The organism is Actinophytocola sp. (assembly GCF_035942955.1).
Lineage (GTDB): Bacteria > Actinomycetota > Actinomycetes > Mycobacteriales > Pseudonocardiaceae > DASYTH01.
Map to the genome: position 1 here is coordinate 27621 of NZ_DASZCQ010000329.1, position 25459 is coordinate 53079.

Genomic DNA, 25459 nt, shown 5'->3' on the forward strand with positions numbered 1-25459 from the left:
CGGCGCCGGGGCCGGGCCGCAGGCTCGCCGAGGGGTCGGTGTCTGCCAGCCGCCGGCCGGCGACGGCGAGTAGTGCTTCCAGCCTTGCCCTGACGTGGAATTCAACACTGTAGATCAGTAGTCCTCGGGGCCCGGCATGAGCAGCGCGGCTCATGCCGGGCCCCGGCCCGCGTGGGTGCCGTTAGGCTGTGAGGCGTGTCCACTCCGCCCTCCTCCCGCCGCGTCGCGCTGCTCACGCTGGGCTGTGCGCGCAACGAGGTCGACTCGGAGGAGCTGGCCGGGCGGTTGACCGGCGCGGGGTGGGAGCTGGTCGACGACGACGCCGACGTGGTCGTGGTGAACACGTGCGGGTTCGTGGCACAGGCGAAGAAGGACTCGGTGGACGCGCTGCTCGCCGCCGGGGACGGCGGGGCCAAGGTGGTCGCGGTCGGGTGCCTTGCCGAGCGGTACGGGGCGGAGCTGGCCGACAGCCTGCCGGAGGCGGCCGCGGTGCTGGGGTTCGACCACTACCCGGAGCTGGCCGAGCGGCTCGACGAGGTCGTCGCCGGCCGCGCGATCCCCGCGCACACGCCCACCGACCGCCGGACTTTGCTGCCGATCACCCCCGTTCGGCGGCCGGCCGAGGCCGAGCGGATCGCCGTGCCCGGCCACGGGTGGGGCCCGCGGGTGCTGCGCCGCAGGCTGGACGACTCCCCGGTGGCCCCGCTGAAGATCGCCTCCGGGTGCGACCGGCGCTGCTCGTTCTGCGCGATCCCCTCGTTCCGCGGCGCGTTCGTCAGCCGGCACCCCGACGAGATCGTCGCCGAGGCGCGGTGGCTGGCCGACCACGGGGTCCGCGAGCTGTTCCTGGTCAGCGAGAACTCCACGTCCTACGGCAAGGACCTGCCCCGCGAGCTCGGCGGGCTGGAGGCGCTGCTGCCCCGCCTCGCCGCCGTCGACGGGGTCGACCGGGTCCGGGTGTCCTACCTGCAGCCCGCCGAGACCCGGCCGAGCCTGATCACCGCGATCGCCGGCACGCAGGGCGTCGCCGACTACTTCGACATGTCCTTCCAGCACTCCAGCGAGACCGTACTGCGCCGGATGCGGCGGTTCGGCTCCACCGAGTCGTTCCTGGCGCTGATCGAGCGGATCCGCGCGCTCGCCCCGGCCGCGGGCATCCGCAGCAACGTGATCGTCGGCTTCCCCGGCGAGACCGAGGACGATCTCGCCGAGCTGGAGCGGTTCCTGGTCGCGGCCCGGCTGGACGCGGTCGGCGTGTTCGGCTACTCCGACGAGGACGGCACCGAGGCGGCCGGCCTGGCCGGCAAGCTCGACGAGGACGCGATCGCCGAGCGGGTGAGCCGGGTGTCCGGGCTGGTCGAGCAGCTCACCGCGGAGCGGGCCGAGGACCGGGTCGGCGACGAGGTGGTCGTCCTCGTCGAGCGGACCGGCGAGGACGTGGCCGGCCGGGCCGAGCACCAGGCGCCCGAGGTGGACGGCGAGTGCGTGCTGTCGGACGGGTCCGGGCTCACCGTCGGCGACCTGGTGCGCTGCAAGGTCATCGACGCCGCCGGGGTCGACCTGATCGTGTCGCCGCTGGAAGTCGTGCGGTCATGAGAGCTTGCGGAGCGAACCGTGGGCACTGCCCCGGCGCCAAGGGACGAGGTGCCGGGCTCGGCCGTCACCGAGCTTGCGAGGTGACGGAGTGAGCGCGGCGGGCGAGCCGGTGCCGCCGAGCCTGCCGGAGCCGGCGGCGATTCCGCTGCTCAACGTGGCCAACCTGCTCACCGTGTCGCGGCTGGTGCTGGTGCCGGTGTTCCTGATGACATTGTTCGCCGCGGGCGGGCACGCGACGGGCTGGCGGCTGGTGGCGACCATGGTGTTCGTGGTCGCGTCGATCACCGACAACCTGGACGGGCGGCTGGCCCGCAAGCTGGGGCTGGTCACCGACTTCGGCAAGATCGCCGACCCGATCGCGGACAAGGCGCTGATCGGCTCCGCGCTGGTCGGGCTGAGCCTGCTCGGCGAGCTGCCCTGGTGGGTGACGATCGTGATCGCGACCCGCGAGATCGGCGTGACGCTGCTGCGGTTCTGGGTGATCCGGTTCGGGGTGATCCCGGCCAGCCGGGGCGGCAAGCTCAAGACGCTCACCCAGATCGTCGCGATCGGCCTGTTCCTGCTGCCGCTGGACGGCTCGGTGCAGCTGGTCAGCTGGCTGGTCCTGGGCGTTGCGGTGGCGCTGACCGTGATCACCGGGCTGGACTACGTGGTGCAGGCGCTGCGGCTGCGCGCAAAGGGCCTGCGGGAGATCCCGGAAACCGGATGAGCCCGCTGGCCGAGGCGCTCGGCGTCGATCCCGACCGGGTGGCCGTGCTGGTCGACACGCTGCGGGAGCGCGCCGAGACGGTGGCGACCGCGGAGTCGCTGACCGGCGGGCTGGTGTGCGCGCTGCTGACCGCCGTCCCTGGCGCAAGCGACGTGGTGCGCGGCGGCCTCGTCGTCTACGCCTCCCAGCTGAAGGTGGCCCTGGCCGAGGTGAGCCGGCGCGCGCTGGACGAGCACGGCGCGGTGCACCCGGTCATCGCCGAGCAGCTGGCCGCCGGGGCCCGGCGGCGCTGCCTGGCCACCTGGGGGATCGGCCTGACCGGGGTGGCCGGACCGGACCCGCAGGACGGGGTCGATCCCGGCACCGTGCACATCGGGCTGGCCGGACCGGACGGCGGCGAGGTGCGCACGATACAGGCCGCCGGCGGGCGGCACGAGGTGCGCGCGGCCGCGGTCGGCGGCGCGCTCGACCTGCTCTCCCGCCGACTTCAACGTTTCTCCAGGCAGAGTTGAGAGCGGCTCACCGCGCGCGCGGGAACATGGAAGGCCCACCACTCGTTCGCCCTTGGCGGACGGATGGTCATGCCGCTGCGGGCCGTCGTACGGTCTCGGTAACGTAAGGACTGTGCTCGCCGGACGAAGGGAGGCGCGCGATGACCGTGCTGCTGCGCGAGGCGATCGGTGATCGACTTCGGCACGCCCGCACCCTCCAGCAGCGCACGCTGCGTGAAGTCTCCCGGTCGGCCCGGGTGAGCCTTGGCTACCTGTCCGAGGTCGAGCGCGGCCGCAAGGAGGCGTCCAGCGAGCTGCTCGCTGCCATCTGCGACGCGCTGGAGCTTCCGCTGTCCGAGCTGCTGCACAACGTCGCGTCCGACATCGGCGCGCTGACCGCGGTCGAGGACGCCGTGCGGTCGCGCCCCGAGCCGGTCGACGCCGACAGCGCCCCCGGCGGCGCCGCCCCGCGGGCCGCCGTGGACGGTGGCCGCCTTGTGCCGAGCGTGGTCGGGGAGAACCTGGCCGACCTGCGCATCCAGCCGGCGCTGAGCCACCGCATGCAGGCCTCGATCAACCAGGCCCGGGCCGGGGCCGTCGTCGCCGCCTGACCCACGCCGCACCTGCCAGAATCGGTGGGTGACCACCCTTGTGATCATCTTGGTGCTGGTGGCCGTCGCCGTGCTCGCCGTCGCCACCGTGCCGTTGGTGATCCGCAGCACCCGCCGGCACCAGCTCGCCGGCCGCGACGGGCCGCGTCGCCCGGCCCTTGGCAGCCCCGCCCAGGTGTGGGTGGCGCGCGGCGAGCGGGTGCTGGGCGAGCTGGACGCCACGCTCGCCGAGCACGACGTGTGGCCGGGTGTGTCGGCCGACGCCGCGCAGGTGGTGGCCGAGCTGCGGCGGACAGCCGGCCAGGTCGCCGAGCTGGACCACGCCCTTGCCCAGCTCCCCGATCCCGATCTTCCCGCGGCCGGCCGGCTGCGGGCGGCGCGCGCGGCGCTGCTGGCGCGGATGTCGGACGCGGTGGCGGGTCTGGAGCGAGCCCGTGCCGAGGTCGTTGAGCTGATCGCCACCGCGGCGACATCGGCGGTCGTGGCGGATCCTGGGCCGGTGCGAGAGCTGGCCGGTAGGTTGGACGGGCTGCGGGAAGGGCTGGTCGAGGTACGCCGGCTGGCCGACCCGGAGACCGGCTCAGGGACCTCGTAGGCGCCGTCAGGGCCATCCCTGATTTCTGCGGGGTCGGTGGAAATTACGCCGCCGTACCTGGAACGATGGAACCCACGGTAACGGCGGGACGTTGCTCAACCAGCCGTGAGAGCAGTCAGCCCAGCACGGAGAAGGCAGGCGGAGGAGATGGCCAACCCGTTCGTGAAGTTCTGGAAGTACCTGATGGCGGCCTTCTCGTCGAAGATCGACGAGCACGCCGACCCGAAGGTGCAGATCCAGCAGGCCATCGAGGAGGCCCAGCGGCAGCACCAGGCCCTCTCGCAGCAGGCCGCCGCGGTGATCGGTAACCAGCGCCAGCTCGAGATGAAGCTGAACCGTCAGCTCGGCGAGGTGGAGAAGCTGCAGGCCTCGGCCCGTCAGGCGCTCGTGCTGGCCGACGAGGCGCGCGCCAAGGGCGACGACGCCAAGGCGACCCAGTTCGAGCAGGCCGCCCAGTCGTTCGCCAGCCAGCTGGTCACCGCCGAGCAGAGCATCGAGGACCTCAAGACCCTGCACGACCAGGCGCTGCAGGCCGCCACGCAGGCCAAGGCCGCGGTCGAGCGCAACGCCATGGTGCTGCAGAACAAGCTTGCCGAGCGCACCAAGCTGCTCAGCCAGCTCGAGCAGGCCAAGATGCAGGAGCAGGTGTCCAAGTCGCTCACCCAGATGAGCGAGCTGGCTGCGCCGGGCAACGTGCCCTCGCTGGAGGAGGTCCGCGACAAGATCGAGAAGCGGTACGCCACCGCGATCGGGTCCGCGGAGCTGGCGCAGAACTCGGTGCAGGGCCGGATGCTCGAGGTGCAGGCGTCCACCACCGAGATGGCCGGCCAGGCACGGCTCGAGCAGATCCGCGCGTCGCTGTCCGGCGGCAAGGTGGCCGGGCAGGTCACCAGCGGGCCGGCGGCCGCCCAGTCGGCGGCCCCGTCGTCCAACATCCAGGCCGAGATCGCACAGCGGGTTGCCCAGGAGCAGAAGGCGAACCCGCAGGCCGGCTCGTAGCGCACGATCGGGAGCACCATGGGCCGGGCCGGCGAACTCAAACGACTCATCGCGCTTGCCGAGCAGTTGCGTGGCCCGGCGCTGCAGCACGTCCAGCAGCTGCAGAGCGCGCTGGCGCGGCGCGGGGACCCGGCCGAGCAGCTCGAGCGCCAGCGCCGCCGGCTGGCCCGCAAGCGGGCCTGGGCGTCGCGGTGGCTGGCCGTGTGGTCGATCATCACCGCGATCTGCACGGTCCTCGCGGTCGGCTGGTTCACCGGCGTGGTCGAGGATCCCAGCGACACCACCCCGGTCGCCGCGATCATCATCGGGCTGATCTCCGGCACCTTCGCGGTGCGTTCCGGGCTGCGGATGCGCAACCTGGGGCGCGAGCACCGCGCCCTCGGCGCCGGCTCGAACCAGATCCCGGCAAGGGCGCCGGCCGCGCTCCCGCCGCGCGGCTCGCTGGCCCGCGAGCCGATGGAGCGCCTTGCCCAGTGCGAGGCCACGCTGGCCGAGCTGCTCGTCCAGATCGGACGCGGCGGCTCCGTGCCCGTCGAGTCCGTCGAGCACACCCGGCGCACGGGGGCCGACGCGGCGCTGGTGCTGCGCCGGGTCGCCGCCCAGCTGCACGCCGTTGAGCGCGCCCGCGATCACGCCCCGCCGCTGGAGCGCGGCCCGCTGGCCGACGCGGTCCGGGCCTTGCGCCGCCAGCTCGACGAGGGCGTGGACGGCTACGGCAGCCTGGTCGCCGCCGCCGGCCGGGTGCTCGCCGCCAGCTCCATGGGCGCCCCCAACCAGGACCTCAGCGACGCCACCGAGCACCTCGCCGGCCTCGCCCTCGCCCTGCGCGACCTGTCGCCCGAGGGGAGCTGATCTCGCGGTTGATCCGCCGCACCAGGCCCGGTCCGGAGTAGATCAGTCCGGTGTAGAGCTGGATGAGGCTCGCGCCGGCGTCGAACATGCGCAGGGCGTCGTCGACGGTGAGGATGCCGCCGACGCCGATGATGGGGAGTCTGCCGCCGGTTTCCTTGGCGATGAAGGCGACCACCTCGCGGGCACGGGCGGTCAGCGGGCGGCCGGACAGCCCGCCGGACTCCCCGGCGACGGCGGCGTCGGCCGGGGCGAGGCCGGCGCGGCCGAGCGTGGTGTTGCACGCGATCACCCCGGCGACCCCGTGCGCGGCGCACACCTCGAGTAGCTCGCCGATGGCGGTGTCGGTGAGGTCGGGCGCGATCTTGACCAGCAGCGGCTCGGTGCACTCCTGGCGCAGGGCGCCGATCAAGATGTCCAATGTGGACCGACTCTGCAGGCCGCGGAGGCCGGGAGTGTTGGGAGAGCTGATATTGATCGCCACGTAGTCGGCGTACCGGCGCACGGCGCGCAGCGCTGCCAGGTAGTCGGGGACGGCCTCGTCGACCGGGGTGCTCCGGGACTTGCCGATGCTGATGCCCAGCGGTGTCCGAAGTGGACCCAGCGCGTGCAGCCGGGCGGCAAGGGCGTCGGCGCCGGCGTTGTTGAAGCCCATCCGGTTGATGATCGCCTCGCTGGCCGGCAACCGGAACAGCCGCGGGCGCGGGTTTCCCGGCTGCGGGTGCCGGGTCACGGTGCCCACCTCGACGAAGCCGAAGCCCAGCGCGCGCCACGCGGGCAGCGCCACCCCGTCCTTGTCCATCCCGGCGGCGAGCCCGACCGGGTTCGGGAACGGCACGCCGAACACGGTGCGCGGCGCGTCGGCGCCGAAGTACCGGCGCAGCACGGACACCGCCGCCGGAACCGCGCCCAGCCGGCACAGTGCCGCCACGGTCCGCTCGTGCGCGACCTCGGGATCGCCCTTACCGAGCCCAAACAGCGCGCGCCGCAGCACCCGGGTGTACATCACGGCCCCATCATCCGTTAGCGCGCGTCACGAAACCGCGCTGGGGGTCGCAATCTTCGGCGAGCACAGCCGATCCTCGGCGAGCACAGCCGATCCTCGGCGAGCACGACCGATCTTCGGCGAGGTCGGCCGATCTTCGGCGAGCACGGCCGATCTTTGGCGAGGGCGGCCGATCTTTGAAACTGCGCTGGGGTCGGCAAATCTTTGGCGAGGGCGGCCGCCCCACGACGACAAGGGCAGGGCGAGGAACGAGCCCTGCCCGCAGACGTCGTCAGCCAACCACCCACAACACCCAACCACCCACAACACCCAACCACCCACCCCGGCCCGCAACCATCCCAGCAAAACGACCCGAGGCCGGCGCCGAAGGCGCCCGGCGGCCCTGCCCGAGTTGTTAAATACGGTGCCCGTTGCTCTGGAAGGCCTCGGCGTGGCCCTTGTCGACGATGGCCTGGTCGATGCGGCGCAGGGCGTGGGCGTAGGCGGCGGTGCGCAGCGGGACCGACTTCTCCTCGGCGAGGCTCCAGATGTTCTCGGTCTCGACGATCATCCGGTGCTCGAGCCGGGCGGCGACCTCCTCGGCGGTCCAGTACAGGCCCTGGCGGTTCTGCACCCACTCGAAGTAGGAGACCGTGACCCCGCCGGCGTTGGCCAGGATGTCCGGGATGACCGTGACGCCGTTGTCCACCAGGATCTCGTCCGCCTCAAGGGTGACCGGGCCGTTGGCCAGCTCCAGGATGGCCCTTGCCCGGATCTTGCCGGCGTTGCCGGCGGTGATCGCGTTCTCCAGCGCGGCCGGGACCAGGATGTCCACGTCCAGCTCGAGCAGCTCCTCGTTGGACAGCTTCTCGTGGTCGACCAGGTCGCACACGCTGCCCTCGCAGTACACCGCGCGCAGCTCGCGCTGCTCCTCCTTGACCTTGCGCACGCTGGGGATGTGCAGGCCGTCGCCGGAGAAGATGGCGCCCCGCGAGTCGCTGACCGCGACCACCTTGTAGCCGGCGTCGTGCAGCAGCCCGGCGACGATCGCGCCGGCGTTGCCGAAGCCCTGGACCGCCACCGTCGGCGCCTCCGCGTCGCCGACCAGCCGCGAGCGCAGGGTCTGCAGGGAGTGGAAGCCGCCCATCGCGGTCGCGCTGTCCCGGCCGCGGCTGCCGCCCATGGACAGCGGCTTACCGGTGATCACGCCCGGGATGAACTGCCGGTGGATGATCGAGTACTCGTCCACCATCCAGCCCATGATCAGCGCGTTGGTGTACACGTCCGGGGCGGGGATGTCGGTGTCCGGGCCGATGAAGTCGGCAAGCGCGTCGATGTAGCCGCGGGCCAGCCGCTCCACCTCCATGAGGCTGAGGTCCTTGGGGTCCACGGTCACGCCGCCCTTGCCGCCGCCGAACGGCAGGTCGAGCGCGGCGCACTTGAACGCCATCCAGAACGCCAGCGTCTGCACCTCGTCGGCGTTGACCTGCGGGTGGAACCGGATGCCGCCCTTGGTCGGGCCGCGGGAGTCGTCGTAGCGGCACCGGTAGCCGCGGAACGTCCGCAGCGTGCCGTCGTCCATGCGTACCGGGATCGACACGGTGAGGGTGGACTTGGGGTGGCTGAGCCGTTCCAACGTGTCGTCCGACACGCCGTCGACCACGCGCAGCGCGTCGTCGAGCCGCCGGCTCGAGGCCTCCAACAGGGAACCGCTCATTGCGTCACACTCCAGCCGCCCAGGTTGACCGCCCTTGGTCCGATGCAGCGAGGGTATTCGGGATGATGTGCAGGTGGCTCGAATTGACCTTGACTCCGCGGTGAACGAGCTCTACGCGGCGCCGCGCGAGGAGTTCGTCCCGCGGCGCAAGGACCTGGCCAAGGCGGTCCGCGCGGCCGGCGACGCCGACGTGGCGGCGCGCATCGAGAAGCTGGCCAAGCCGACCACCGCGGCCTGGCTGGCCAACCAGCTCGCCCGCAGCGACGCCGAGGACGTCCGGGCCCTTGCCGCGCTCGGCGGCGAGCTGCGCGCGGCGCACGAGCGGCTCGACGGAGCGGAGATCAGGAACCTGACCCAGCGGCGGTCCGAGCTGATCCGCGGGCTGCTGCGCCGGCTCGAGGAGGGCCACGACCTGAGCGAGGCCGTGCTCAGGGAGCTCGAGGACATCTTCACCAAGGCGGTGGCCGACGAGCAGGTGGCCGCGGCCCTGGTGTCCGGCCGGCTGACGTCGGCCAAGGCGTTCGCCCCGCTGACCGGGTGGCCGTCGCTGCCGGCCGGCGAGCCCGCGCCGAAGCCCGCGCCGCGCACCCAGGGTTCGGCGAAGGTGGAGCCTCGGGCGGGGGAGAAGCCCGAGCATGCCCGCAAGCGTGAGCGGGCCCGGCAGGCCCTCGAGGAGGCCCGCGCCGCGGTCAAGGAGGCCGAGGCGGAGCGGGCCGACGACGAGCGCTCGCTGGCCGACGCGGAGGCCGCCGCGGCGGAGGCGGCCGCGGAGGTGACCCGGCTGGGGGAGGAGTTGGACGCCGCTGAGGCGCGGGAGAAGCGGGCCAGGGGGTTGGTGGCGATGGCGCGGCGGTCGGTGAAGGAGGCCGAGAAGCGGGCCGCGCAGGCGTGGCGGCAGGTGCAGGCGGCCGAGGCGAGGCTGGCGGAGCTGGAGGAGTAAGGAGCGGACGCGAGGCCTTGGTGGCGGGTGGGGCGGCCTCGCGGGAGCGACCCATCGGACACAGGACAGCCCCCGGAGCCGCTTCCTCGTGGACCGGGGGTCCGCGAGGCCCCAGGGAGGACTAAGGCCTGGGGGCTCCGGGGGCCGGGTGACTGCCTGGTATTCGCCGACCACACGGCCGGCCGAGCCGAACGGTGGTCCTAGCGGACAGCCACCTCACGAGTCCTATAGCAATTCACCGTTGGACCACCTCCTTTCTCGTGTACCTGGCACGTTATGCGCTGACCCGGCGGCCCGACAATCCGTTTTGCGCAGAGAATGCGTCAGGGGTGCGGGCCGGGCTGGCAGGCGGGGCAGAAGTAGGTGATCCGCTGCCGGGTGTCGGCGCCCTGGTTCGCGACGCGGATCCGGCCGCCGCAGCGCAGGCAGCCGGAGCGGGTGCGGCCGTAGACCCACAGCCGGCGGTCGCGGCGGGGGTCGCCGGTGGTGCTGCGCGCCATCCCGGAGGCGTTGCGCAGCAACAGGTCCCGGCCGAGCTCGACCACCCGGGTAGCGTCCACTGTGGACACGGGGGCCCACGGTGAGACGCCGAGCAGGAAGCAGATCTCGGCCTTGTAGACGTTGCCGAGGCCGGCCAGCACCGTCTGGTCGAGCAGGGCAAGGCCGATCTCCCGGTCCGGCTCGCGGCGCAGCCGCTCGGCGGCCTCGGCGGCGTGCCGCGGCGACCAGTCCGGGTCGAGCAGGTCCGGGCCGAGGTGGGCGACGAGTCGGTGCTCGTCGCCGGTGGGCACAAGGGCGAGCTGGTGCAGGTTGACGCCGACGGCCGTGGTGGATCCGGTGGCGAGCACCACCCTGGCCCGGTGGTCGACGCGGGCGCGCGGGCCGAACTGCCAGGATCCGTCCAGCTCGAGGTGGTGGTGCAGGCTCAGGTCCCGGTCGAAGCGCAGGAACAGGTGCTTGCCCACGCTGCGCGCGCCGAGCACGGTCCGACCGGCGAGATCCACAGTGGACAGTCGAGGGTGGCGGAGCTCGCCGCGTACCAGCACCTTCCCGGCCAGCGTCTCGGTGAGCCGCCGGGCGGTGAGGAACACGGTGTCGCCCTCGGGCACGGTCAGCCGTTCGCCTGGACGTCCTCGGAGTCGACGTCGGCGTCCTCGTCGTCCTCCTCGGGCCAGCTGACCGCCTGGTGCCGGCCGCGGCCCCCGGTGCGCAGCAGCCGCGCCAGCAGCAGGTTGAACGCCAGCGACACCTCGCGCGCGCCCGGCGTGGCCCACTGGTGGATCGGCATGCACGCACCCTGCGCCTGCTGCACCGCCAACCGGTCCGGCAGCGCCACCGGCATGATCAGCGAGCCGAAGCTCTCCCGCAGCTCCGCGATCCGGTACTGGTGCTCGTATGAGTGCGGGCGCACCCGGTTGACCACGACGCCGAGCGGCACCAGCGCCGGGTTGTGCTCCTCGCGGGTCTCCTCGACCGCGTCGAACGCCCGGTTCACCCCGGACACCGCGAACAGCGTCGGCTCGGTCACCAGCAGCGCGCCGTCCGCCGCCACCAGCGCCGAGCGGGTCAGCCGGCCGAGCGACGGCGGGCAGTCCAGCAGCACCAGCTGGTACGGCAGCTGGCCGTCGGCCAGCAGCGACCCGAGGGCGTCCAGCGCGCGGCCCAGCTTGCCGAGCAGGCGCGCGTCCGGGTCCGGGTCGTTGAGCGACTCCAGCTCCTCGGCGCCGACCAGGACGTCCACCTCCTCGCTCCAGCCGCTGTGCGCGATCGCCGAGCGCAGCACGGTCGGGTGCGGCGTCTCCAGCACGTCGGCAAGCGAGGTCGTGGTGTCCGCCGGGTCGAGGGTGGTGGTGGCGTTGCACTGCGGGTCGAGGTCGACGACCAGCGTGCGGGCGCCCCGGCGCATGGCCGACGAGGCCAGCCCGAGCACCACAGTGGTCTTGCCGACCCCGCCCTTGAGGCTGAGCACTGCCACCGTTCGCACGCCAAGAACCCTACGGTCCTACTCTCTGTGCATGCGACTGGATGCCGTTCGCCGGACCCTCGACGCCGAGCTGACCGCCGTCCGGCAGCGTCGGGCCGGCGAGCCACCCAGGGTGCTCGACGTCGGCGGGGGCAGCGGAACCCTCGCCGTCCCGCTCGCCGCCGCCGGCTGCCTGGTCACCGTGGTGGAGCCCAACCCCAACGCGCTGGCCACCCTGCACCGCCGGGCCGAGGAGGTCGGCGTGTCCGGGCGGATCGCGGCCGTGCAGGGCGACAGCGACGTGCTGGGCGACCTGGTGCCCGAGGCCGGGGCCGACGTGGTCCTGGCACACGGCGTGCTCGAGGTGGTGGACGACCCGAAGACCACGGTCGGCGCCATGGTGGAGGCGCTGGCCCCGGGCGGGGCGATGTCGGTGGTCGTGGCGAACCGGTACGCGGCCGTGCTGCACCGGGTGATCCACGGCCGGCTGACCGACGCCCGCGACCTGCTCGCCGACCCGGCCGGGCAGCTGTCCGGCGAGTCGATCCTGCGCCGGTTCGACACCGACGGCCTGCGCCGCCTGCTCGTCGACGCCGGCCTCGTGGTCGAGCTGATCCAGGGCAGCGGCGTGTTCGAGGACCTCGCCCCGGTGGACCTCAACCCCGGCGCCGCCGGCCTCCTCGCCGACCTCGAGCTCAAGGTCGCCACGGTGCCGGCCCTGCGGGACGTCGCCAGCCGCGTGCACGCCCTGGCGCGCCGGCACGGGACGCGGGGACACGGCGGGGGGACGGCGGGCGGGTAAGAACAGTCGTACCGGCCTGCCATGCTTGGGGCGTGGGGCGCAGCGGGGACCTGCCGAGGGGCATGGTCGAGCGGTACCGGGCCGGGCCGGATGGGTGGCCGGACGACGCGGGGTGCCCGATTCTGCATGTGGACATGGACGCCTTCTATGCCTCGGTGGAGTTGAGGGAGCGGCCGGAGCTGCGGGACAAGCCGGTCGTGGTGGCCGGCGGAAGCGTGCGCGGGGTGGTGCTGGCGGCGAACTACCCGGCCCGCGCGTTCGGGGTGCGCTCGGCGATGCCGGCGGCGCGGGCGCGGCGGCTGTGCCCGCAGGCGATCTTCCTGCCGCCCAGCCGGGGCAAGTACGAGGCCGTGTCCAGGGCGGTGATGGGGCTGTTCCGGGAGCTGACCCCGCTGGTGGAGCCGCTGAGCCTGGACGAGGCCTTCCTCGACGTCGGCGGGGCGCTGCGCCGGCTGGGCATGAGCCCGGCCCGGATCGGCGCCGAGCTGCGCCGCCGGGTCGCCGCCGAGCACGACCTGACCTGCTCGGTGGGCGTGGCGTCGACCAAGTTCGTCGCGAAGCTGGCGTCCGGGCTGGCCAAGCCGGACGGGATGGTGGTGGTGCCGCGCGACGAGTCGCTGGCGTTCCTGCATCCGCTGCCGGTGTCGGCCCTGTGGGGCGTCGGGGAGCGCACGGCAGAGCGGCTGCTGGCCGTGGGGCTGCGGCGGGTCGGCGACGTGGCGGCGACGCCGCTGTCCCGGCTGCGTCGCACGCTCGGGGTGGCCGCCGCCGAGCACCTCTACGCGCTGGCCAACGGGCACGACGACCGCGCGGTCGAGCCCGAGGTCGCCGAGAAGTCGATCGGCGCCGAGGAGACCTTCGAGGTCGACCAGCCCGACCGGGACGCGGTGAAGCGTGAGCTGCTGCGGCTGTCCGAACGCACCGCGGCCAGCCTGCGCCGGCGCGGCCTGCGCGGGCGGACCGTGTCGATCAAGGTGCGGTTCGGCGACTTCACCACGATCACCCGGTCCCGCACGCTGCCGGTGGCCACCGACGTCACGCAGCAGATCTACCGGACCGCCGCCCAGCTGCTGGCCGAGCAGACCCCGCCGGGGGCGATCCGGCTGATCGGGGTGCGGGTCGAGCAGCTCGGCGACGACGGCGGCGAGCAGCTCACCCTGGACGCCCCGGAGCGGGGTTGGCGGGAGGCCGACCAGGCCGCCGACGAGGCCCGCGGCCGGTTCGGCCACGCCGCCGTGCGCCCGGCCTCCCTCCTCGACTAGGTGGTCGTCGGTCCCGGGAAGGCCACCGGGCTGCGGTAGCCGGCCCGGTTGACCGCGCGCACCCCGAAGGAGAAGTTGTCCTTGTTGACGCCGGGCAGCGTCACGGTGGTGACGTTGCCGACCGGGATGACGTCCTCCCATTCGAGGTCGGTGGTGTCCCGCAGGACGATCTCGTATCCGGCCAGGTTCGCCTCGGTGTTCGGGTTCCAGCGCAGGACGGTGTCCGCGCGCAGCCCCTGGACGTTGAACAGGGCGCCGGCCGGGGCGGCCGGGGAGCGGGCCAGGTTCGCCAGGGCGAGCGCGTTGACCCGAGCGGCCCTGGCGATGTAGTCGAAGTCGCAGAACTCCGGCAGGTCGCCGAGCTGCACGCCGTCCCGGACCTCGACGTTGATGTGCTGGTGCCGGTAGTCCTCGTTCGGCTCGGTGAACCGGACGGCGGGGTAGCCCTGCTGCAGGAACGGAATGTGGTCCCCGCCGCGGCCGTACCGGTCCCGCCGGTATACGATCTTGACCCGCATCCGGGTGGCCTCGTTCTCCGCGACATCCTTGATGTAGCGGGCCAGCTGCCGGGGCGCGGACTCGATCTCCCACCCGCCGAACCGGCGCCAGTCGGCCTCCAGCGTCGGGTTGGCCGGGTTCGGCAGGCCCTCCCCGAAGCACCGGATGGTGTGCGGGTCGTGCACGCCGTTCTGCCCGACCGAGCTGCCGATGATGTCGTTGGTGAACATGCCGGCGATGTTGCGGCCGGCCGCCTTCGCCGTCGTGGCGAAGTGGTTGGCGCCGAGCAGGCCCTGCTCCTCGCCGGCCACGGCCATGAACACGATCGTCGCGTCGAACTGGCGGGTGGCCATGACCCTGGCCATCTCCAGCACGGCGGCCACCCCGGACGCGTCGTCGTTGGCGCCGGGCGCGTCGGTGGTGAAGTCGGTGACGCTGGTCGGCATCGAGTCGTAGTGCCCGCTGACCACGTAGGTCCGGTCGACCGAGTCCGGCGAGCCGCCGCGCAGCGTGGCCACCACGTTGGTGATCGGCGTGGGCACCGGGATCCGCGGCGCCACGTCCTGGATGTACGTCTGCAGCTCGACGGTCATCCGTCCGCCGGACGGCGCGGCCGCCTTCTGGAACTCCGACAGCAGCCAGTCCCGCGCCGCGCCGATGCCCCTTGTCGGGTGGTCCTGGGACGACAGCGTGTTGCGGGTGCCGAACGAGACCAGCTTGTTGATCGTCCGCTCGATGTTGCGCGGGTCGATTTCGCGCAGCATCTCGCGGAGATCGCGCGGCACGTGCCGGCCGCCGGGGTCGGGCGAGTCCGGCTCGGCGTGCGCGGTGGCCGCGCCGAGGATCGGCACCGAGCCGATCGCCGCGGCGCCGGCGAGCATGTTTCTCCGGGAAATGGCAGGGTGTTCAGTCACGCCTGGGACGCTACGCGCGGCCGATCAGCACGTGTAGAGGCTGTTCGGATGCACCCGTTCGCAGTAACGGATGTGCAGGTGGTTGTCGTGGTTGGCCTGGCTGGTGGTCAGCCCCTCGTTGATCAGCACCGGGTCGTTGAAGAAGATGAGCCGGACGTGGCCGGGCGCGGCCGAGCGGATCGCGTTGACCAGTTGCCGGGTCGCGGCCCGGTCGTAGGTCGAGGACTGCCAGGTGATCCGGCCGGCCGTGCACTGCGCGCTGTCGGTCCGGATCGGCCAGACGTCGACGTCCAGGCCGACCTCGTGGCTGGCGTGGCCACCGATGTCGCCGCCGTGCTCGAAACCGGCGTCCCCCAACGGAACCTGGCCCTGCCCGGTGCCGGCGAACGTGCGCACCGCCTGCTCCAGCTGGCCGATCGCGGCGGCCGTGGCCCAGTTCGCCGCGGTGCCGTTGCCGTCCGGGTCCTTGTCGCAGATTCCGGCCGCGAAGTCCGGATAGCCGTAGTGCCACACCAGGTTGCGCCAGGTGACCGGGCCGGCGATGCCGTCGACGCCGATCCCGGCGTGCGTCTGGAACGCCCGCACGGCCGACTCGGTGGCCGCGTCGTAGGACCCGTTGACCGGCAAGCTGATCCGCCGTTTCTCGTTCAGCTCGACCTGCAGCGCCCGCACCGCGTTGCCGCTGTCTCCCGGGCGCAGCAACACCACCAGCGCGCCCCAGGTGTCCGGGCCGGCGGTGCCGTCGACGCCGAGGCCGCGGGCGGACTGGAACGAGCGCACCGCGGTGGTAGTGGCCGGGCCGAACACGCCGATCGGGTCGACGGCGAAGCCGTGGTGGTTGAGCAGGTACTGGATGGCCTGCACGTCGACGCCGCGGTTGCCGGTGCTCTGGGTGTGGAAGAAGGCGTTGGCGTAGGCCTGCGCCGGAATTCCGACGATCACCACGCCGGCGGCGGCGAGGGTGGTGACGGACGCCGCGACCAGGCGGCGTAGGTTGCTTCGACGCATCTGTCCTCCCGGTCGTGAGGTTCGGACCAGTATGGTCAAGATCTAACGCGATCGGTAGATCGAATGGGGAAAAATGACGGGGAGGTGGGGCGCGGGCATCCCGCCCAACGTGAACCTGGACACGCCGAGCGCGGCCCGGATGTACGACTACTACCTCGGCGGGGCGCACAACTTCGCGGTCGACCGGGAGGCCGCCGAGCGGGCGATCGCCGCGCTGCCGGCGACCGTGGCCGGCGCGCGCACCAACCGGGCGTTCCTGCAGCGTGCGGTCCGGTTCCTGGTCGGGGCGGGCATCCGCCAGTTCATCGACCTCGGCTCCGGCATCCCGACCTCGGGCAACGTGCACGAGGTCGCCCAGGGGATCGACCCGGGAGCCCGGGTGGCCTATGTGGACCTGGACGCGGTGGCCGTCGCGCACGGCCAGGCCGTCCTCGACGGGAACGACCTGACCGCGTTCATCCACGCGGACCTGCGCGACGTGAGCTCGGTGCTGGACGCCCCCGAGCTGCGCAAGGTGATCGACTTCGCCGAGCCGATCGGCCTGCTCACGGTGGCGGTGCTGCACTTCGTGCCGGACTCCGACGGCCTTGCCGACATCATGGCCCGGTACCGCGACGCGCTGCCGCCCGGCAGCTACCTCGCCCTGTCACACATGAGCATGACCGGTCAGCCCAAGGAGTTCCTCGAGCGGTTCAAGGCGGTCTACCGGAACACCGCCAACCCGGTAGTGCTGCGCTCCCGCGCCGAGATCACCGCCCTGTTCGGCGATCTCGACCCGGTCGAGCCGGGCATCGTCACGCTTCCACTGTGGCGCCCGGACGGCATCAGCTACTTCACCGAGGCGCCCGAGCGCTTCCCCGGCTTTGCCGGCGTGGCAAGGAAATCGGGCTAGTTCCGAGACAATGGTGCGCGACTGCGCCATATTCGTGTAATGCCGTACCCGGCCGACCGATACTGAGCACGGACAAGGTATGCGGCAGGACAAGTGGAAAAGAGGCGTGCGGGTGAGCGATGCCGTAGCCGACGGCGGGCCGCGCCGCCACTATCTCATCGGTCGACTCGAACGCCTCCGCCGGCACTTGCGCGTTCATTTCACCAGGGCCTTTCTCGGCGGAATCAGCAGCAGCGCCATCGTCGCGGGCTTTCTGGACGCCACCGGAGTGAGCTGGTCGCTGATCGCCTACATCTCGCTGGCCGCCGGGGTCACCGCGGCCATCCTGACCGGCCAGGGGCTGTCCAGCCCGCGCACCCGGTACCTGCTGCTGAGCCTCGGCCGGCCGATGCCGGGCGCACCGGACGGGGGGCCGGCGCACGGCTCACTGGTGGCCGCCAGCCGATCGGCACCGGTCCGGCAGATCGAAGCGGCCCGTTGCCCGGATCCGGTCTACGCCGGCGGACTCCGCATGCTCTGCGGATCTTCGCATCCGCTCATCGTGGTGCCGAGCAACCGGCGCGACGTCGGCAAGGCGCACGAGTTGTTGTTTCCGTTGTTCACCGCCGGCCAGCGCCATTCGCGCGTGCAGGTCGACCTGCTGGCCGCCGGCATCCCGCTCAAGCCCTACGAGTTCGAGCGCGAGCTGCCCGACGGTGCCCAGGACCCGGAGCACACCCTGGCGATCAAGGACCTGGTGTACGTGCCCGAGCTGGCCGACGCCCTGCGCCGGGCGGGCGCGCGCATCCGGTCGCCGCTGCTGTGGCCGGAGCACTGTGTCGATCCCGCGCTGCTGGCCGCTCGGGATCTCGTCATCGTCGGTGGCGCCGACACGAACTTCTGGCACGCGACGCTGTTCGAACCGGTCGTTCGGGAGTTCGAGCGGCCGAAGAGCTCGGTGCCGCTTGCCATGGATCTTCGCGACGCCACCGGGCAGCTGCCCGCGTACGGTTCCCGGGTGCTCACCGCCCGGCTGGCCGGCCTGAGCGCCCTCTTTCCGCACACCCGGGGCGACGAGGCCGAGTTCGACGAGCGGGTCTTTCCCACCTACGGAATGGTGCTCGCCTGCCGCAACCCCTTCGCCGCGGCCGTCGACCGGTCCCACTGGTGCGTGTTCATCGCGGGGACGCGCAGCCTCGGCACGAGCGGCGGGGTGCTGGCCCTGGCCGCCATGCTCAACGCGATGCACGCCGACCCGGAGCGCAACTTCTTCAGCCTGGCCCCGACCGCCGCGCCCGACGTGCGGGCTCGGGTGTCCGCGGTGCTCTACCGCACCCGAGAGGTCGAGCAGGCGGTGCTCCGCCGGTCCGGTCGCCTGCTTCCGCGGACGCGCCGCCTCCTCGAGCCCGAAGGTCTCGATCTCAACTACAGCGACTCGTACATGCCCACCGCCGTGGAATATCTCGGCTATGAGACCGGTGTGCCGGAGTGGCGAACACTCGGTCGAATCCCGGACGCGGAGTGCGAATGTGCGGACTGCCGGTAACGGCCGGACGAATTCAATCGACTCACACCGTACACGGCGGTGCAGGAGTAGCCCGGGGTGATGAGGTCGGTGCGGTGCGATGACGTCAATTGACCAGCATTTAAGTCGGCCGTCAGGCGGCGATACTACTGTTGACGCCGAACTACTTGTGGGTAGCCCATCACGGAACATGGTCGCCGCAAACGCGCTCCGTAGTGATTCGGTTGCGCATGGTTGCCCTCCGGATAGCGGCATTGTAGGCTGCGGGTCACCGGACCGAGCTCCGGGCACCGGCGCCTACCGGACCGAGGCGGTGGTCACGATGGCACAGCCACCGACGGAGATCGTGTCGTATGCGCCCATGCCCGCCGACGCGAGTGAGCAGGACATCGCGCAGTACCAGGCCAATTTGGCTCGGGCGAGGCACGAGCGCACGAACGTCGACGGGCTGCGTCCCATCGACCGGCTCGTGAAGCAGGAAATCTCCGATTATCTGACCTACCACTACGACCCGCGGCCATTGGAGCAGATCGCCGGAAACGTGCGGTCCGTGATTATGAGCCAAATGGGTCGGCGCTGACCAGCTCCGACCCGATCCTGGCCAGCGCCTCGGTGATATCCGACACCGACGCGGCTTGATTCTGCCGTATCCGCGTGGCGGAGTCCATCGAGGCCAACGAGATCACCGCCACGGGTAATTCCTGCCCGTCCCGCTCCCCGGTGCACACCGGAACACACAGGTGCGTGCGCCAGCGGTCGCCCGGCGGCTCCTTGATCTCCGGCCGACCGCGGCAAAATGTCGCCAGGGCGGGTGGCAGACCATTCAGCGGGCTGACGATGTCCGACACCCGCATGGAATCCTTGTTCCACCACGTTCCGGTGGACGCCGCCCACAACTTGAACTGTCGATGGTTCGTCTGCGGCTCCCACCGGATCCAGAGCTCGAGCTTCATGGGCTCGTTCGTGAGCTCGAACCGCTCCTGCAGATTCTTCAGGTGGTCCCGCAGGCGCTCATGGCACCGCTGGTTGGCGGCGCCCCAGTTCTCCGAGCGCGTCTCGCTCCACGTCTCCCACCAGGAACGCAGCCGGCGGCCGTGCTGGACCGCCGAGCCTTTGTAGCGACGACCCGCTCGGTGCTCGGCCACGGCGATGCGCGTCTCGGTCATGAATTGGGTCGCCTGCGCGTAAAAGTCGGGGAAGGTCACCTTTACGCGGAAGTGCGCCATCCGGTCGCCGATGTTCTTCTGGACGGCCGCGGCGACGGTGTCGCTGTCCTCGGCGGGCAGCTCGAAGGCCTGCATGGGCATGACCGCGAGCCGGAGGAGCCTGTTGTCGGCCGCCTCGTTCCTGGTTCGCGCCAGGGCGTTGAGCAGCGGGGGATCTGTCAGGCTCGACCCGACGATGAGCAGCGAGTGCTCGCGGAGCAATGCCTCGAGAACCGCCGCGGACAACCGGTAGGACTCGGCGTAGTCGACCTCGCTGAGGGTCACGCTGCCGACGGTGACCGTCGGATCCTGTGGAACGTATCCGTGCAGGTGCACCAGCCGGTGCCCGCGTGGGCCGGCGGCCGCATCGTGATCGCACCGCGCGAACCGGCGCACCTGGGCGTCGAACGCGTCCCGATCGGTGAGGTCGACGTCGTAGTCGATGGTCGTGGTGCTCAGCGGAAGCCGGTCCCTGCCGCGATCCTCGCGATCCGCGTCCAGAAGACGCTGCTGCTTTTCCAGAAAGTCGTCGTAATTGGTCGTCAGGACGTGATAGTCGACGCCGCTGTCGTTCAGTTCGGCGATCAGCTTCATGACGGCCTGCGGGAACTCGGCCTGCCGCCAGAGTTGGCCCGGGTAGAGAATCCTGCGCAGGTCGCCGATTATCTCGCCGTTGGCGTTGTTGGCGCCGAACTCGTCCTCGTACATCTGCTTGACGATCGAGGCGGCCTCCAGCGGGCTGGCCGGCTTGATGACCTCGTGCACGACATGGTTCTGCACCCGGGACGCCATGAGCTTGTCGACCAATCCGGACCAGGTCAGGTTCGTCTTGTCGATGGAGACGCCCGAGCCGGCGTAGACGACGACCTTTTGCTTTTCCGCGATCTGCTCGATGCGCTCGAGCGTGTCGTCCCGGTCGAAGTACGGTTTACCCGAACCCGGCATGGCTGGCTGTCCTCCATGACGACCAGGCTGTTCGAGTCAGGTGCGAGGTTGCTGGCCGCTATGCAGCTAGGTCGTCGGTCGAACGCGAGCCGTTACCGGCGAAGATCACGTCAATGGTCGTGCATTGTGCATCGCGTTCCGTCCTCGGACGGCTACGAAAGCGCTGGCACATTGCCGTGCTTCTCCGAAGCGGCGTGGCATCGCTTTCCTACACCAGGGCCGGGAGGACTTGGCCGAGCGGCTCGCGGAGGATGGCCGCGGCGAGGTGGTCGTAGGGTGTCTCGGATCCGTTGCACACCACCACGGTCGCGCCGGCACGGGCGGCGAGGCCGACGAGGCCGGCCGCCGGTTGGACGGTGAGCGAGCTGCCGGCCACGAGCATCAGGTCGCAGGAGACGGCCGCTTCCCGGGCCCGGCGCAGCACCTCGACGTCCAGCGGCTGTCCAAAGGAGATGGTCGCGGACTTGAGGATGCCGCCGCAGTTCAGGCAGGGCGGGTCGGGCTCCCCGGCGGCCACCCGGTCGAGCGCGGCCCGCATGTCCCTGCGGTCGCCGCAGCCGAGGCAGACCGTGTCGAACATCGTGCCGTGCAGCTCGATCACCAGGTCCGGGTCGGAGCCGGCCCGCTGGTGCAGCCCGTCGATGTTCTGCGTGGCGATCGCCAGCAGCCGGCCGTCGCGCTCCAGGCTCACCAGCGCGCGGTGCCCCGCGTTCGGCTCGGCCGTCCACGCGGTGTGCGCCGCGCGCGCCTGCCAGGATCGCCGCCGCACCTCGGGGTCGGCGACGTAGGCCTGGATGCTGGCCAGCCGCTCGGCGCCGGGATTGGTCGTCCACACCCCGTTGGGTCCGCGGAAGTCCGGGATGCCCGACTCGGTGGAGATCCCGGCGCCGGTCATGGCCACGATCCGGTCCGCCCCGGCAACCAGCGCCCTGGCCCGTTCCAACTCGCTCATCTCACGATAATGCCGCGCTGGTCCGGTGTTTGCCTTTTCCCGGTTGGCTCCGGTAGATGTGAAGCCCTTTCACTACGAGCTGGAGGTCCGCGTCATGACCCTGCTACGCCGCCTCACCGCGGTGGGATCCGCCCTGCTCACCGCCGCCGCGCTGGCGCTGCTGAGGCCCGCGCCCGCCGTCGCCGTGCCGACCGACGCCGAGCTCGCCCTGCGCTGGGCGCCGGTCCACTACCAGGACACCGCCGCGGCCGACTACGACGCGGACTATCTGTCCACAGTGGACTACGATGGCGAGTGGGACACGCTGAACAACTGGGAGCACCAGGACGACGTGCTGTCCCGGCTCACCGGCGGCGCCTACTACTCGGTCGTGGAGACCGCGACCCACTGGTTCCTGGTCTACGCCTACTACCACCCGCGCGACTGGGAGGACTTCCCGGACCCGTTCGGTCTGTTCACCCACGAGAACGACATGGAGGGCGTGCTGCTGACCGTGCGCAAGGACGGCAGCACGTTCGGCCGGCTCGAGGCCATGGTCACTGTGGCGCACAACGACTTCTACTCCTACGTGCCGGCCGGCGGCACCTACACCTCCGGCCGGGAGACCGTCGACGGCACCCTGCTCATGCAGAACGTCGACGGCGTCGCGCACCCCACCACCTTCCAGGAAGCCAAGGGCCACGGCATCTTCCGGTGGAACGGCGCCAACTTCCCCGGCGGCGACGGCGTCGTCTACCTGCCCGACGCAACCACCGCCGAGGTCCCGTCCAGCGGCAACGACCGCTCGGTGGCCTACGGACTGACCGACACGTTCGCTCCCGGCGGCCTGTGGGCCCGGCGCGCCGACCCGATCACCTTCGCCGGTCCCGGCACCTTCCGCGGCGACAACGGGGCCGACAACGCGGCCAACTCCCCCTGGGGCTGGGACGACCAGAACGACGGCGGCGACATCCCGCGCGGCCTGCTCGCCACCGACCCGGCGTACCTGGTCTCCACCTACTTCGCAAACGAGGGAAGCTTCAGCCTCACCTACACCCGCAACGCCTACCGGGGCTGACCGCGGTGTGACCCGACTTCCCTGCAAGGGAGGGAATCCGGTGTCACTCCCGGACAACCGCGCCTTCCTTGCTCGTCAGGTGTCGGCTGAACCAGTCGGCGGCCAGCCGGGCGACCTGGTCGAGCGCTCCGGGCTCGGCGAACAGGTGCGTCGCGCGGGGCACGATCTCCAGTCGCGTCTCGGCGGTCAGCATCGGCATGGCGGCGCGGTTCAGCTCGATGACGGGCTGGTCGCGCCCGCCGACGATCAGCAGCGTCGGGGCCCGCACGGCCCGGAGATGGTCGCCGGCGAGGTCGGGCCGGCCACCGCGGGACACCACGGTCCGCACGGCGTCCGGTCGCTCGGCGGCGGCCACCAGCGCGGCCGCCGCCCCGGTGCTCGCGCCGAACAGCCCGATCGGCAGGCCGGCAAGCGGCTCGGGCACCCAGTCGGTCAGGGCCGTGAGCCGCCGCGCGAGCAGGTCGATGTCGAACCGGAACGAGCCGGTCACGGCGTCGGCCCGCTCCTCCTCCGCGGTGAGCAGGTCGACCAGCACCGTTGCCAGCCCGGCGTTCTGCAGCTCCCTTGCCACGTAACGGTTTCTGGGACTGTGCCGGCCGCTGCCACTGCCGTGCGCGAACACGACGACACCGTGCGCCCCATGCGGCACGGCGATGTCGCCGTCCAGCGTGGCTCCGGCGGCCGCGATCCGCATTGGTCACACCTCCGCTGGATAGGCCTCGGGCAGCTCGCCCGACTCCCAGCGCGCCGTGCGCTCGAGGGGCTCGAGTGCCCTGGTCTCATCGATATGGATCACCGCGTCGAACTGGTCGGCGAGCCGGACGCGGAAGTAGTGGCTCTGCCGTTCGGTGCGCGGCCGGTAGATCACGCCGATCGCGCGCTCGATCCTGGCCGAGCGCAACGCCTCCGCCGCCGAGGACGACGCGCCGAGCGTCAGCAGGAACTCCTTCTGCCCGACCTCGTGGAACAGCTCCTCGACGCTGCCCGGCAGCGCGGGCCGCACCTGCTTGCGATCGGCCGGCGCGCCCCAGTCGTCGGCGGCGGTGACCGTGCCGGTGTAGGTGGTGAACCCGATCAGCCGGCTGTCGCCCGGGTACTGCTCGCGGACCAGCTGCCCGACGTTGAGCTCCCCGCGGGCGGCGAGCTCGGTGGCCCGTGCGTCGCCGAGGTGGGAGTTGTGCGCCCACACCACGATCTTGGCCGGCGCGCCGCGCTGCCTGGTCAGGTGGTCGGCCAGCGCGGTCAGCGTGTCGGCCATGTGCCGGTCGCGCAGGTTCCACGACGACGTGCGGGCGCCGAACATCGCCCGGTAGTAGCGCTCGGCGTCGTGCACGAGCCGGGCGTTCTGCTCGGCGTAGAACAGCTCGTCCTCGGCGATCATGCCGTCCCGGCGGGCATACTCCAGCGCGTGTCGCCGCAGGTCGACCAGCTGCTCGACCACCTGCCGCTCGCACGACGCACCGGCGCCGAACGCCGCGGTGTAGCCGTACTCCCGGGCGTCACCGTGGTCGAAGCACGCGTAGCGCTCCCGGGCCCGCGCCGCGGCCGCCGGGTCGACGGTGGCGAGGTACGAGATCACCGCCTCGATCGAGGCGTGCAGGCTGTACAGGTCCAGCCCGTAGAACCCGACCATGGCCCGCTCGTCGCCGGCCCGGTCGTTGTGCTCCCGTAGCCAGGCAACGAAGTCCAGCACGTCGGCGTTGCGCCACAGCCAGGCCGGGAACCGGGTGAACCCGCGCAGCGCCGCCTCGGCCGTCGGGTCCGCGCCGCGGCCCCGGACGTACCGGTTGACCCGGTAGGCGTCCGGCCAGTCGGCCTCCGCGGCCACCGCGCAGAACCCCTTGCGCTCGATCAGCCGCCGCGTCAGCTCGGCCCGCGCCGCGTAGAACTCGTGGGTGCCGTGCGACGCCTCGCCGATCAGCACGAACCGGGCGCCGCCGACCAGCCGGTCCAGCGCGTCGTCGGCCGGAACCCCGTCGCTGACCGGCAGCGCCGCCGACCGGATCAGCGACACCTCGCTCGGGCGCTGCACCGATTGCCGGCGCCGGGCGTCCGCAAGCAGCTCCCGTACCTCCGCGTCGGACGTCTGCCGGAAGTCCCAATAGGACTGTCCAACCGCGAAGAACGGCGCCGGCGTCGTCGCGCACACCACCTCGTCGGCCTCGCGCCGCAGCTCCTGGCACGTGGATCTGGGCGCCGCCGGCACCGCGGCGACGATCCACGCCGGGCCGAGGTTGCGCAGCGCCTCGATGGCGGCCCGCATGCTCGCCCCCGTCGCGAGCCCGTCGTCCACCACGATGACGACCCTGCCCGTCACCTCGGCCATCGGCGTGTCACCGCGATACGCCCGCTCCCGGCGCAGCAGCTCCCGACCCTCCTCGTCGGCCACCCGCCGGACGACCTCGGCCGGCACACCCGTCCCACGGATCACATGGTCATTGGTCACCGCCACCCCGCCGCTGGCAATGGCCCCCATCGCCAGCTCGCGGTGGCCGGGCAACCCCAACTTCCGCACGAGGAACACGTCCAGCGGCACCCCCAGCCCCACCGCGACCTCATACGCCACGGGCACCCCACCCCTGGGCAGCCCCAGCACAATCACGTCCTCGCGGCCGCGATACTGCTCCAACGGCCCGACAAGAGCCCGACCGGCGTCCCTCCGATCCTTGAACAGACGGTCTGACATGCATAGTTGGCTACCCGGCCCGGTCCGGGACCAACCGTCTCCAGCCCGGATTTTGTCCCCCGCCGCCCGCCCCGCGGCCCGGCCGAGCTCATCCCGCCATCCACAACACTCCAGTTATCCACACCCGCCCCTCGATCAACCCGTTGCCTCACGTCAAGATGCCCGCGTAGGGGGAGTCGTTGCCTCATGAGAAATGCCCGCCATGGACAGCCCGGTGTAGGGGTTGATCGGGAAGTAGGTGCGGGTGACCTCGGCGGCCAGCGCGTCGGACAGGGCGAG

General features: G+C 71.8%; 24 protein-coding genes. 14 read left to right on the forward strand and 10 right to left on the reverse strand.

The window, feature by feature from the left end; all coding sequences use genetic code 11:
• Window positions 1-195: 195 nt before the first annotated feature.
• The 7 genes from rimO (at window position 196) to pspM (ending at window position 5853) form a co-directional block, all read left to right on the forward strand.
• Entirely contained in the window at window positions 196-1596 is a 1401-nt protein-coding gene (rimO, locus tag VGX25_RS32925; RefSeq protein ID WP_326921872.1) for a 30S ribosomal protein S12 methylthiotransferase RimO, read from the forward strand.
• A gap of 88 nt (window positions 1597-1684) precedes the next feature.
• Window positions 1685-2305 carry a CDP-diacylglycerol--glycerol-3-phosphate 3-phosphatidyltransferase gene (pgsA, locus tag VGX25_RS32930; RefSeq protein WP_326921873.1) on the forward strand — a complete coding sequence of 207 codons (621 nt, stop codon included), beginning with the start codon at window positions 1685-1687 and terminating at the stop codon, window positions 2303-2305.
• On the forward strand, window positions 2302-2817 hold the full coding sequence (locus tag VGX25_RS32935; protein ID WP_326921874.1) for a CinA family protein: 516 nt from the start codon (window positions 2302-2304) through the stop codon (window positions 2815-2817). The genes pgsA and VGX25_RS32935 overlap by 4 nt, the downstream gene beginning before the upstream one ends.
• 140 nt (window positions 2818-2957) lie before the next feature.
• Window positions 2958-3407, forward strand: a complete 450-nt coding sequence (locus VGX25_RS32940) for a helix-turn-helix transcriptional regulator (protein WP_326921875.1) — start codon at window positions 2958-2960, stop codon at window positions 3405-3407.
• 28 nt (window positions 3408-3435) lie between these two features.
• Window positions 3436-4002: a hypothetical protein gene (locus tag VGX25_RS32945; protein WP_326921876.1), complete on the forward strand. Its 567-nt coding sequence runs from the start codon at window positions 3436-3438 to the stop codon at window positions 4000-4002.
• 147 nt (window positions 4003-4149) lie between these two features.
• Window positions 4150-5001 carry a PspA/IM30 family protein gene (locus tag VGX25_RS32950; RefSeq protein WP_326921877.1) on the forward strand — a complete coding sequence of 284 codons (852 nt, stop codon included), beginning with the start codon at window positions 4150-4152 and terminating at the stop codon, window positions 4999-5001.
• Between the two features lie 18 nt (window positions 5002-5019).
• Entirely contained in the window at window positions 5020-5853 is an 834-nt protein-coding gene (pspM, locus tag VGX25_RS32955) for a phage shock envelope stress response protein PspM (protein ID WP_326921878.1), read from the forward strand.
• Here pspM and VGX25_RS32960 read toward each other — a convergent pair.
• Window positions 5783-6859, reverse strand: coding sequence for a quinone-dependent dihydroorotate dehydrogenase (locus VGX25_RS32960; RefSeq protein WP_326921879.1), 1077 nt, complete (start codon window positions 6857-6859; stop codon window positions 5783-5785). The genes pspM and VGX25_RS32960 overlap by 71 nt on opposite strands.
• A gap of 391 nt (window positions 6860-7250) precedes the next feature.
• Entirely contained in the window at window positions 7251-8552 is a 1302-nt protein-coding gene (locus VGX25_RS32965) for a Glu/Leu/Phe/Val dehydrogenase (protein WP_326921880.1), read from the reverse strand.
• A 73-nt stretch (window positions 8553-8625) separates the two neighbouring features.
• Here VGX25_RS32965 and VGX25_RS32970 point away from each other — a divergent pair, with 73 nt between their 5' ends.
• Window positions 8626-9492: a hypothetical protein gene (locus tag VGX25_RS32970; RefSeq protein WP_326921881.1), complete on the forward strand. Its 867-nt coding sequence runs from the start codon at window positions 8626-8628 to the stop codon at window positions 9490-9492.
• Between the two features lie 323 nt (window positions 9493-9815).
• Here VGX25_RS32970 and VGX25_RS32975 read toward each other — a convergent pair whose 3' ends face one another.
• Both VGX25_RS32975 and VGX25_RS32980 read right to left on the reverse strand, forming a co-directional pair.
• Complete coding sequence (locus tag VGX25_RS32975) at window positions 9816-10601, reverse strand: Fpg/Nei family DNA glycosylase (RefSeq protein WP_326921882.1); 786 nt, start codon at window positions 10599-10601, stop codon at window positions 9816-9818.
• Between the two features lie 2 nt (window positions 10602-10603).
• The gene (locus tag VGX25_RS32980; protein WP_326921883.1) at window positions 10604-11476 is read right to left on the reverse strand and encodes a ParA family protein; all 873 of its coding nucleotides are present in this window, start codon (window positions 11474-11476) and stop codon (window positions 10604-10606) included.
• A gap of 31 nt (window positions 11477-11507) precedes the next feature.
• Here VGX25_RS32980 and VGX25_RS32985 point away from each other — a divergent pair, with 31 nt between their 5' ends.
• Complete coding sequence (locus tag VGX25_RS32985) at window positions 11508-12257, forward strand: class I SAM-dependent methyltransferase (protein WP_326921884.1); 750 nt, start codon at window positions 11508-11510, stop codon at window positions 12255-12257.
• Window positions 12258-12319: 62 nt separating this feature from the next.
• Window positions 12320-13519 (forward strand): DNA polymerase IV, encoded by a 1200-nt coding sequence (locus tag VGX25_RS32990; RefSeq protein ID WP_326921897.1) that lies wholly within the window; start codon window positions 12320-12322, stop codon window positions 13517-13519.
• On the opposite strand, the gene VGX25_RS32995 is transcribed toward VGX25_RS32990, so the two are convergent.
• Complete coding sequence (locus VGX25_RS32995) at window positions 13516-14931, reverse strand: M28 family metallopeptidase (protein ID WP_326921885.1); 1416 nt, start codon at window positions 14929-14931, stop codon at window positions 13516-13518. The two genes, VGX25_RS32990 and VGX25_RS32995, sit on opposite strands and share 4 nt — an antisense overlap.
• A 24-nt stretch (window positions 14932-14955) precedes the next feature.
• The gene (locus VGX25_RS33000; RefSeq protein ID WP_326921886.1) at window positions 14956-15939 is read right to left on the reverse strand and encodes a penicillin-insensitive murein endopeptidase; all 984 of its coding nucleotides are present in this window, start codon (window positions 15937-15939) and stop codon (window positions 14956-14958) included.
• A gap of 73 nt (window positions 15940-16012) precedes the next feature.
• Here VGX25_RS33000 and VGX25_RS33005 point away from each other — a divergent pair, with 73 nt between their 5' ends.
• From VGX25_RS33005 to VGX25_RS33015, 3 genes are all read left to right on the forward strand, one after another.
• Complete coding sequence (locus tag VGX25_RS33005) at window positions 16013-16831, forward strand: SAM-dependent methyltransferase (protein WP_326921887.1); 819 nt, start codon at window positions 16013-16015, stop codon at window positions 16829-16831.
• Between the two features lie 112 nt (window positions 16832-16943).
• A complete protein-coding gene (locus VGX25_RS33010; protein ID WP_326921888.1) occupies window positions 16944-18356 on the forward strand; it encodes a hypothetical protein in 1413 nt (470 codons plus the stop codon).
• A 301-nt stretch (window positions 18357-18657) separates the two neighbouring features.
• Window positions 18658-18915, forward strand: a complete 258-nt coding sequence (locus VGX25_RS33015; protein WP_326921889.1) for a hypothetical protein — start codon at window positions 18658-18660, stop codon at window positions 18913-18915.
• Here VGX25_RS33015 and VGX25_RS33020 read toward each other — a convergent pair.
• Both VGX25_RS33020 and VGX25_RS33025 read right to left on the reverse strand, forming a co-directional pair.
• Window positions 18890-20485 (reverse strand): SIR2 family protein, encoded by a 1596-nt coding sequence (locus VGX25_RS33020; RefSeq protein WP_326921890.1) that lies wholly within the window; start codon window positions 20483-20485, stop codon window positions 18890-18892. The two genes, VGX25_RS33015 and VGX25_RS33020, sit on opposite strands and share 26 nt — an antisense overlap.
• A 208-nt stretch (window positions 20486-20693) precedes the next feature.
• Window positions 20694-21437: a Sir2 family NAD-dependent protein deacetylase gene (locus VGX25_RS33025; protein ID WP_326921891.1), complete on the reverse strand. Its 744-nt coding sequence runs from the start codon at window positions 21435-21437 to the stop codon at window positions 20694-20696.
• A gap of 94 nt (window positions 21438-21531) precedes the next feature.
• Between VGX25_RS33025 and VGX25_RS33030 the strand changes: the two genes are divergently transcribed.
• On the forward strand, window positions 21532-22494 hold the full coding sequence (locus tag VGX25_RS33030; RefSeq protein ID WP_326921892.1) for a hypothetical protein: 963 nt from the start codon (window positions 21532-21534) through the stop codon (window positions 22492-22494).
• A 43-nt stretch (window positions 22495-22537) separates the two neighbouring features.
• Here VGX25_RS33030 and VGX25_RS33035 read toward each other — a convergent pair whose 3' ends face one another.
• Both VGX25_RS33035 and VGX25_RS33040 read right to left on the reverse strand, forming a co-directional pair.
• A complete protein-coding gene (locus tag VGX25_RS33035) occupies window positions 22538-23188 on the reverse strand; it encodes a dienelactone hydrolase family protein (RefSeq protein WP_326921893.1) in 651 nt (216 codons plus the stop codon).
• Window positions 23189-23191: 3 nt separating this feature from the next.
• A complete protein-coding gene (locus VGX25_RS33040) occupies window positions 23192-25180 on the reverse strand; it encodes an erythromycin esterase family protein (protein ID WP_326921894.1) in 1989 nt (662 codons plus the stop codon).
• Between the last annotated feature and the right edge of the window lie 279 nt (window positions 25181-25459).

Coding starts and splice junctions, on each gene's coding strand:
- VGX25_RS32935 (WP_326921874.1), top strand. CDS start 2,302: ATGAGCCCGCTGGCCGAGGCGCTCGGCGTCGATCCCGACCGGGTGGCC.
- VGX25_RS32940 (WP_326921875.1), top strand. CDS start 2,958: ATGACCGTGCTGCTGCGCGAGGCGATCGGTGATCGACTTCGGCACGCC.
- VGX25_RS32950 (WP_326921877.1), top strand. CDS start 4,150: ATGGCCAACCCGTTCGTGAAGTTCTGGAAGTACCTGATGGCGGCCTTC.
- pspM (WP_326921878.1), top strand. CDS start 5,020: ATGGGCCGGGCCGGCGAACTCAAACGACTCATCGCGCTTGCCGAGCAG.
- VGX25_RS32965 (WP_326921880.1), bottom strand. CDS start 8,552: ATGAGCGGTTCCCTGTTGGAGGCCTCGAGCCGGCGGCTCGACGACGCG.
- VGX25_RS32985 (WP_326921884.1), top strand. CDS start 11,508: ATGCGACTGGATGCCGTTCGCCGGACCCTCGACGCCGAGCTGACCGCC.
- VGX25_RS32990 (WP_326921897.1), top strand. CDS start 12,320: ATGGTCGAGCGGTACCGGGCCGGGCCGGATGGGTGGCCGGACGACGCG.
- VGX25_RS33000 (WP_326921886.1), bottom strand. CDS start 15,939: ATGCGTCGAAGCAACCTACGCCGCCTGGTCGCGGCGTCCGTCACCACC.
- VGX25_RS33005 (WP_326921887.1), top strand. CDS start 16,013: ATGACGGGGAGGTGGGGCGCGGGCATCCCGCCCAACGTGAACCTGGAC.
- VGX25_RS33015 (WP_326921889.1), top strand. CDS start 18,658: ATGGCACAGCCACCGACGGAGATCGTGTCGTATGCGCCCATGCCCGCC.
- VGX25_RS33020 (WP_326921890.1), bottom strand. CDS start 20,485: ATGCCGGGTTCGGGTAAACCGTACTTCGACCGGGACGACACGCTCGAG.
- VGX25_RS33025 (WP_326921891.1), bottom strand. CDS start 21,437: ATGAGCGAGTTGGAACGGGCCAGGGCGCTGGTTGCCGGGGCGGACCGG.
- VGX25_RS33030 (WP_326921892.1), top strand. CDS start 21,532: ATGACCCTGCTACGCCGCCTCACCGCGGTGGGATCCGCCCTGCTCACC.
- VGX25_RS33035 (WP_326921893.1), bottom strand. CDS start 23,188: ATGCGGATCGCGGCCGCCGGAGCCACGCTGGACGGCGACATCGCCGTG.
- VGX25_RS33040 (WP_326921894.1), bottom strand. CDS start 25,180: ATGTCAGACCGTCTGTTCAAGGATCGGAGGGACGCCGGTCGGGCTCTT.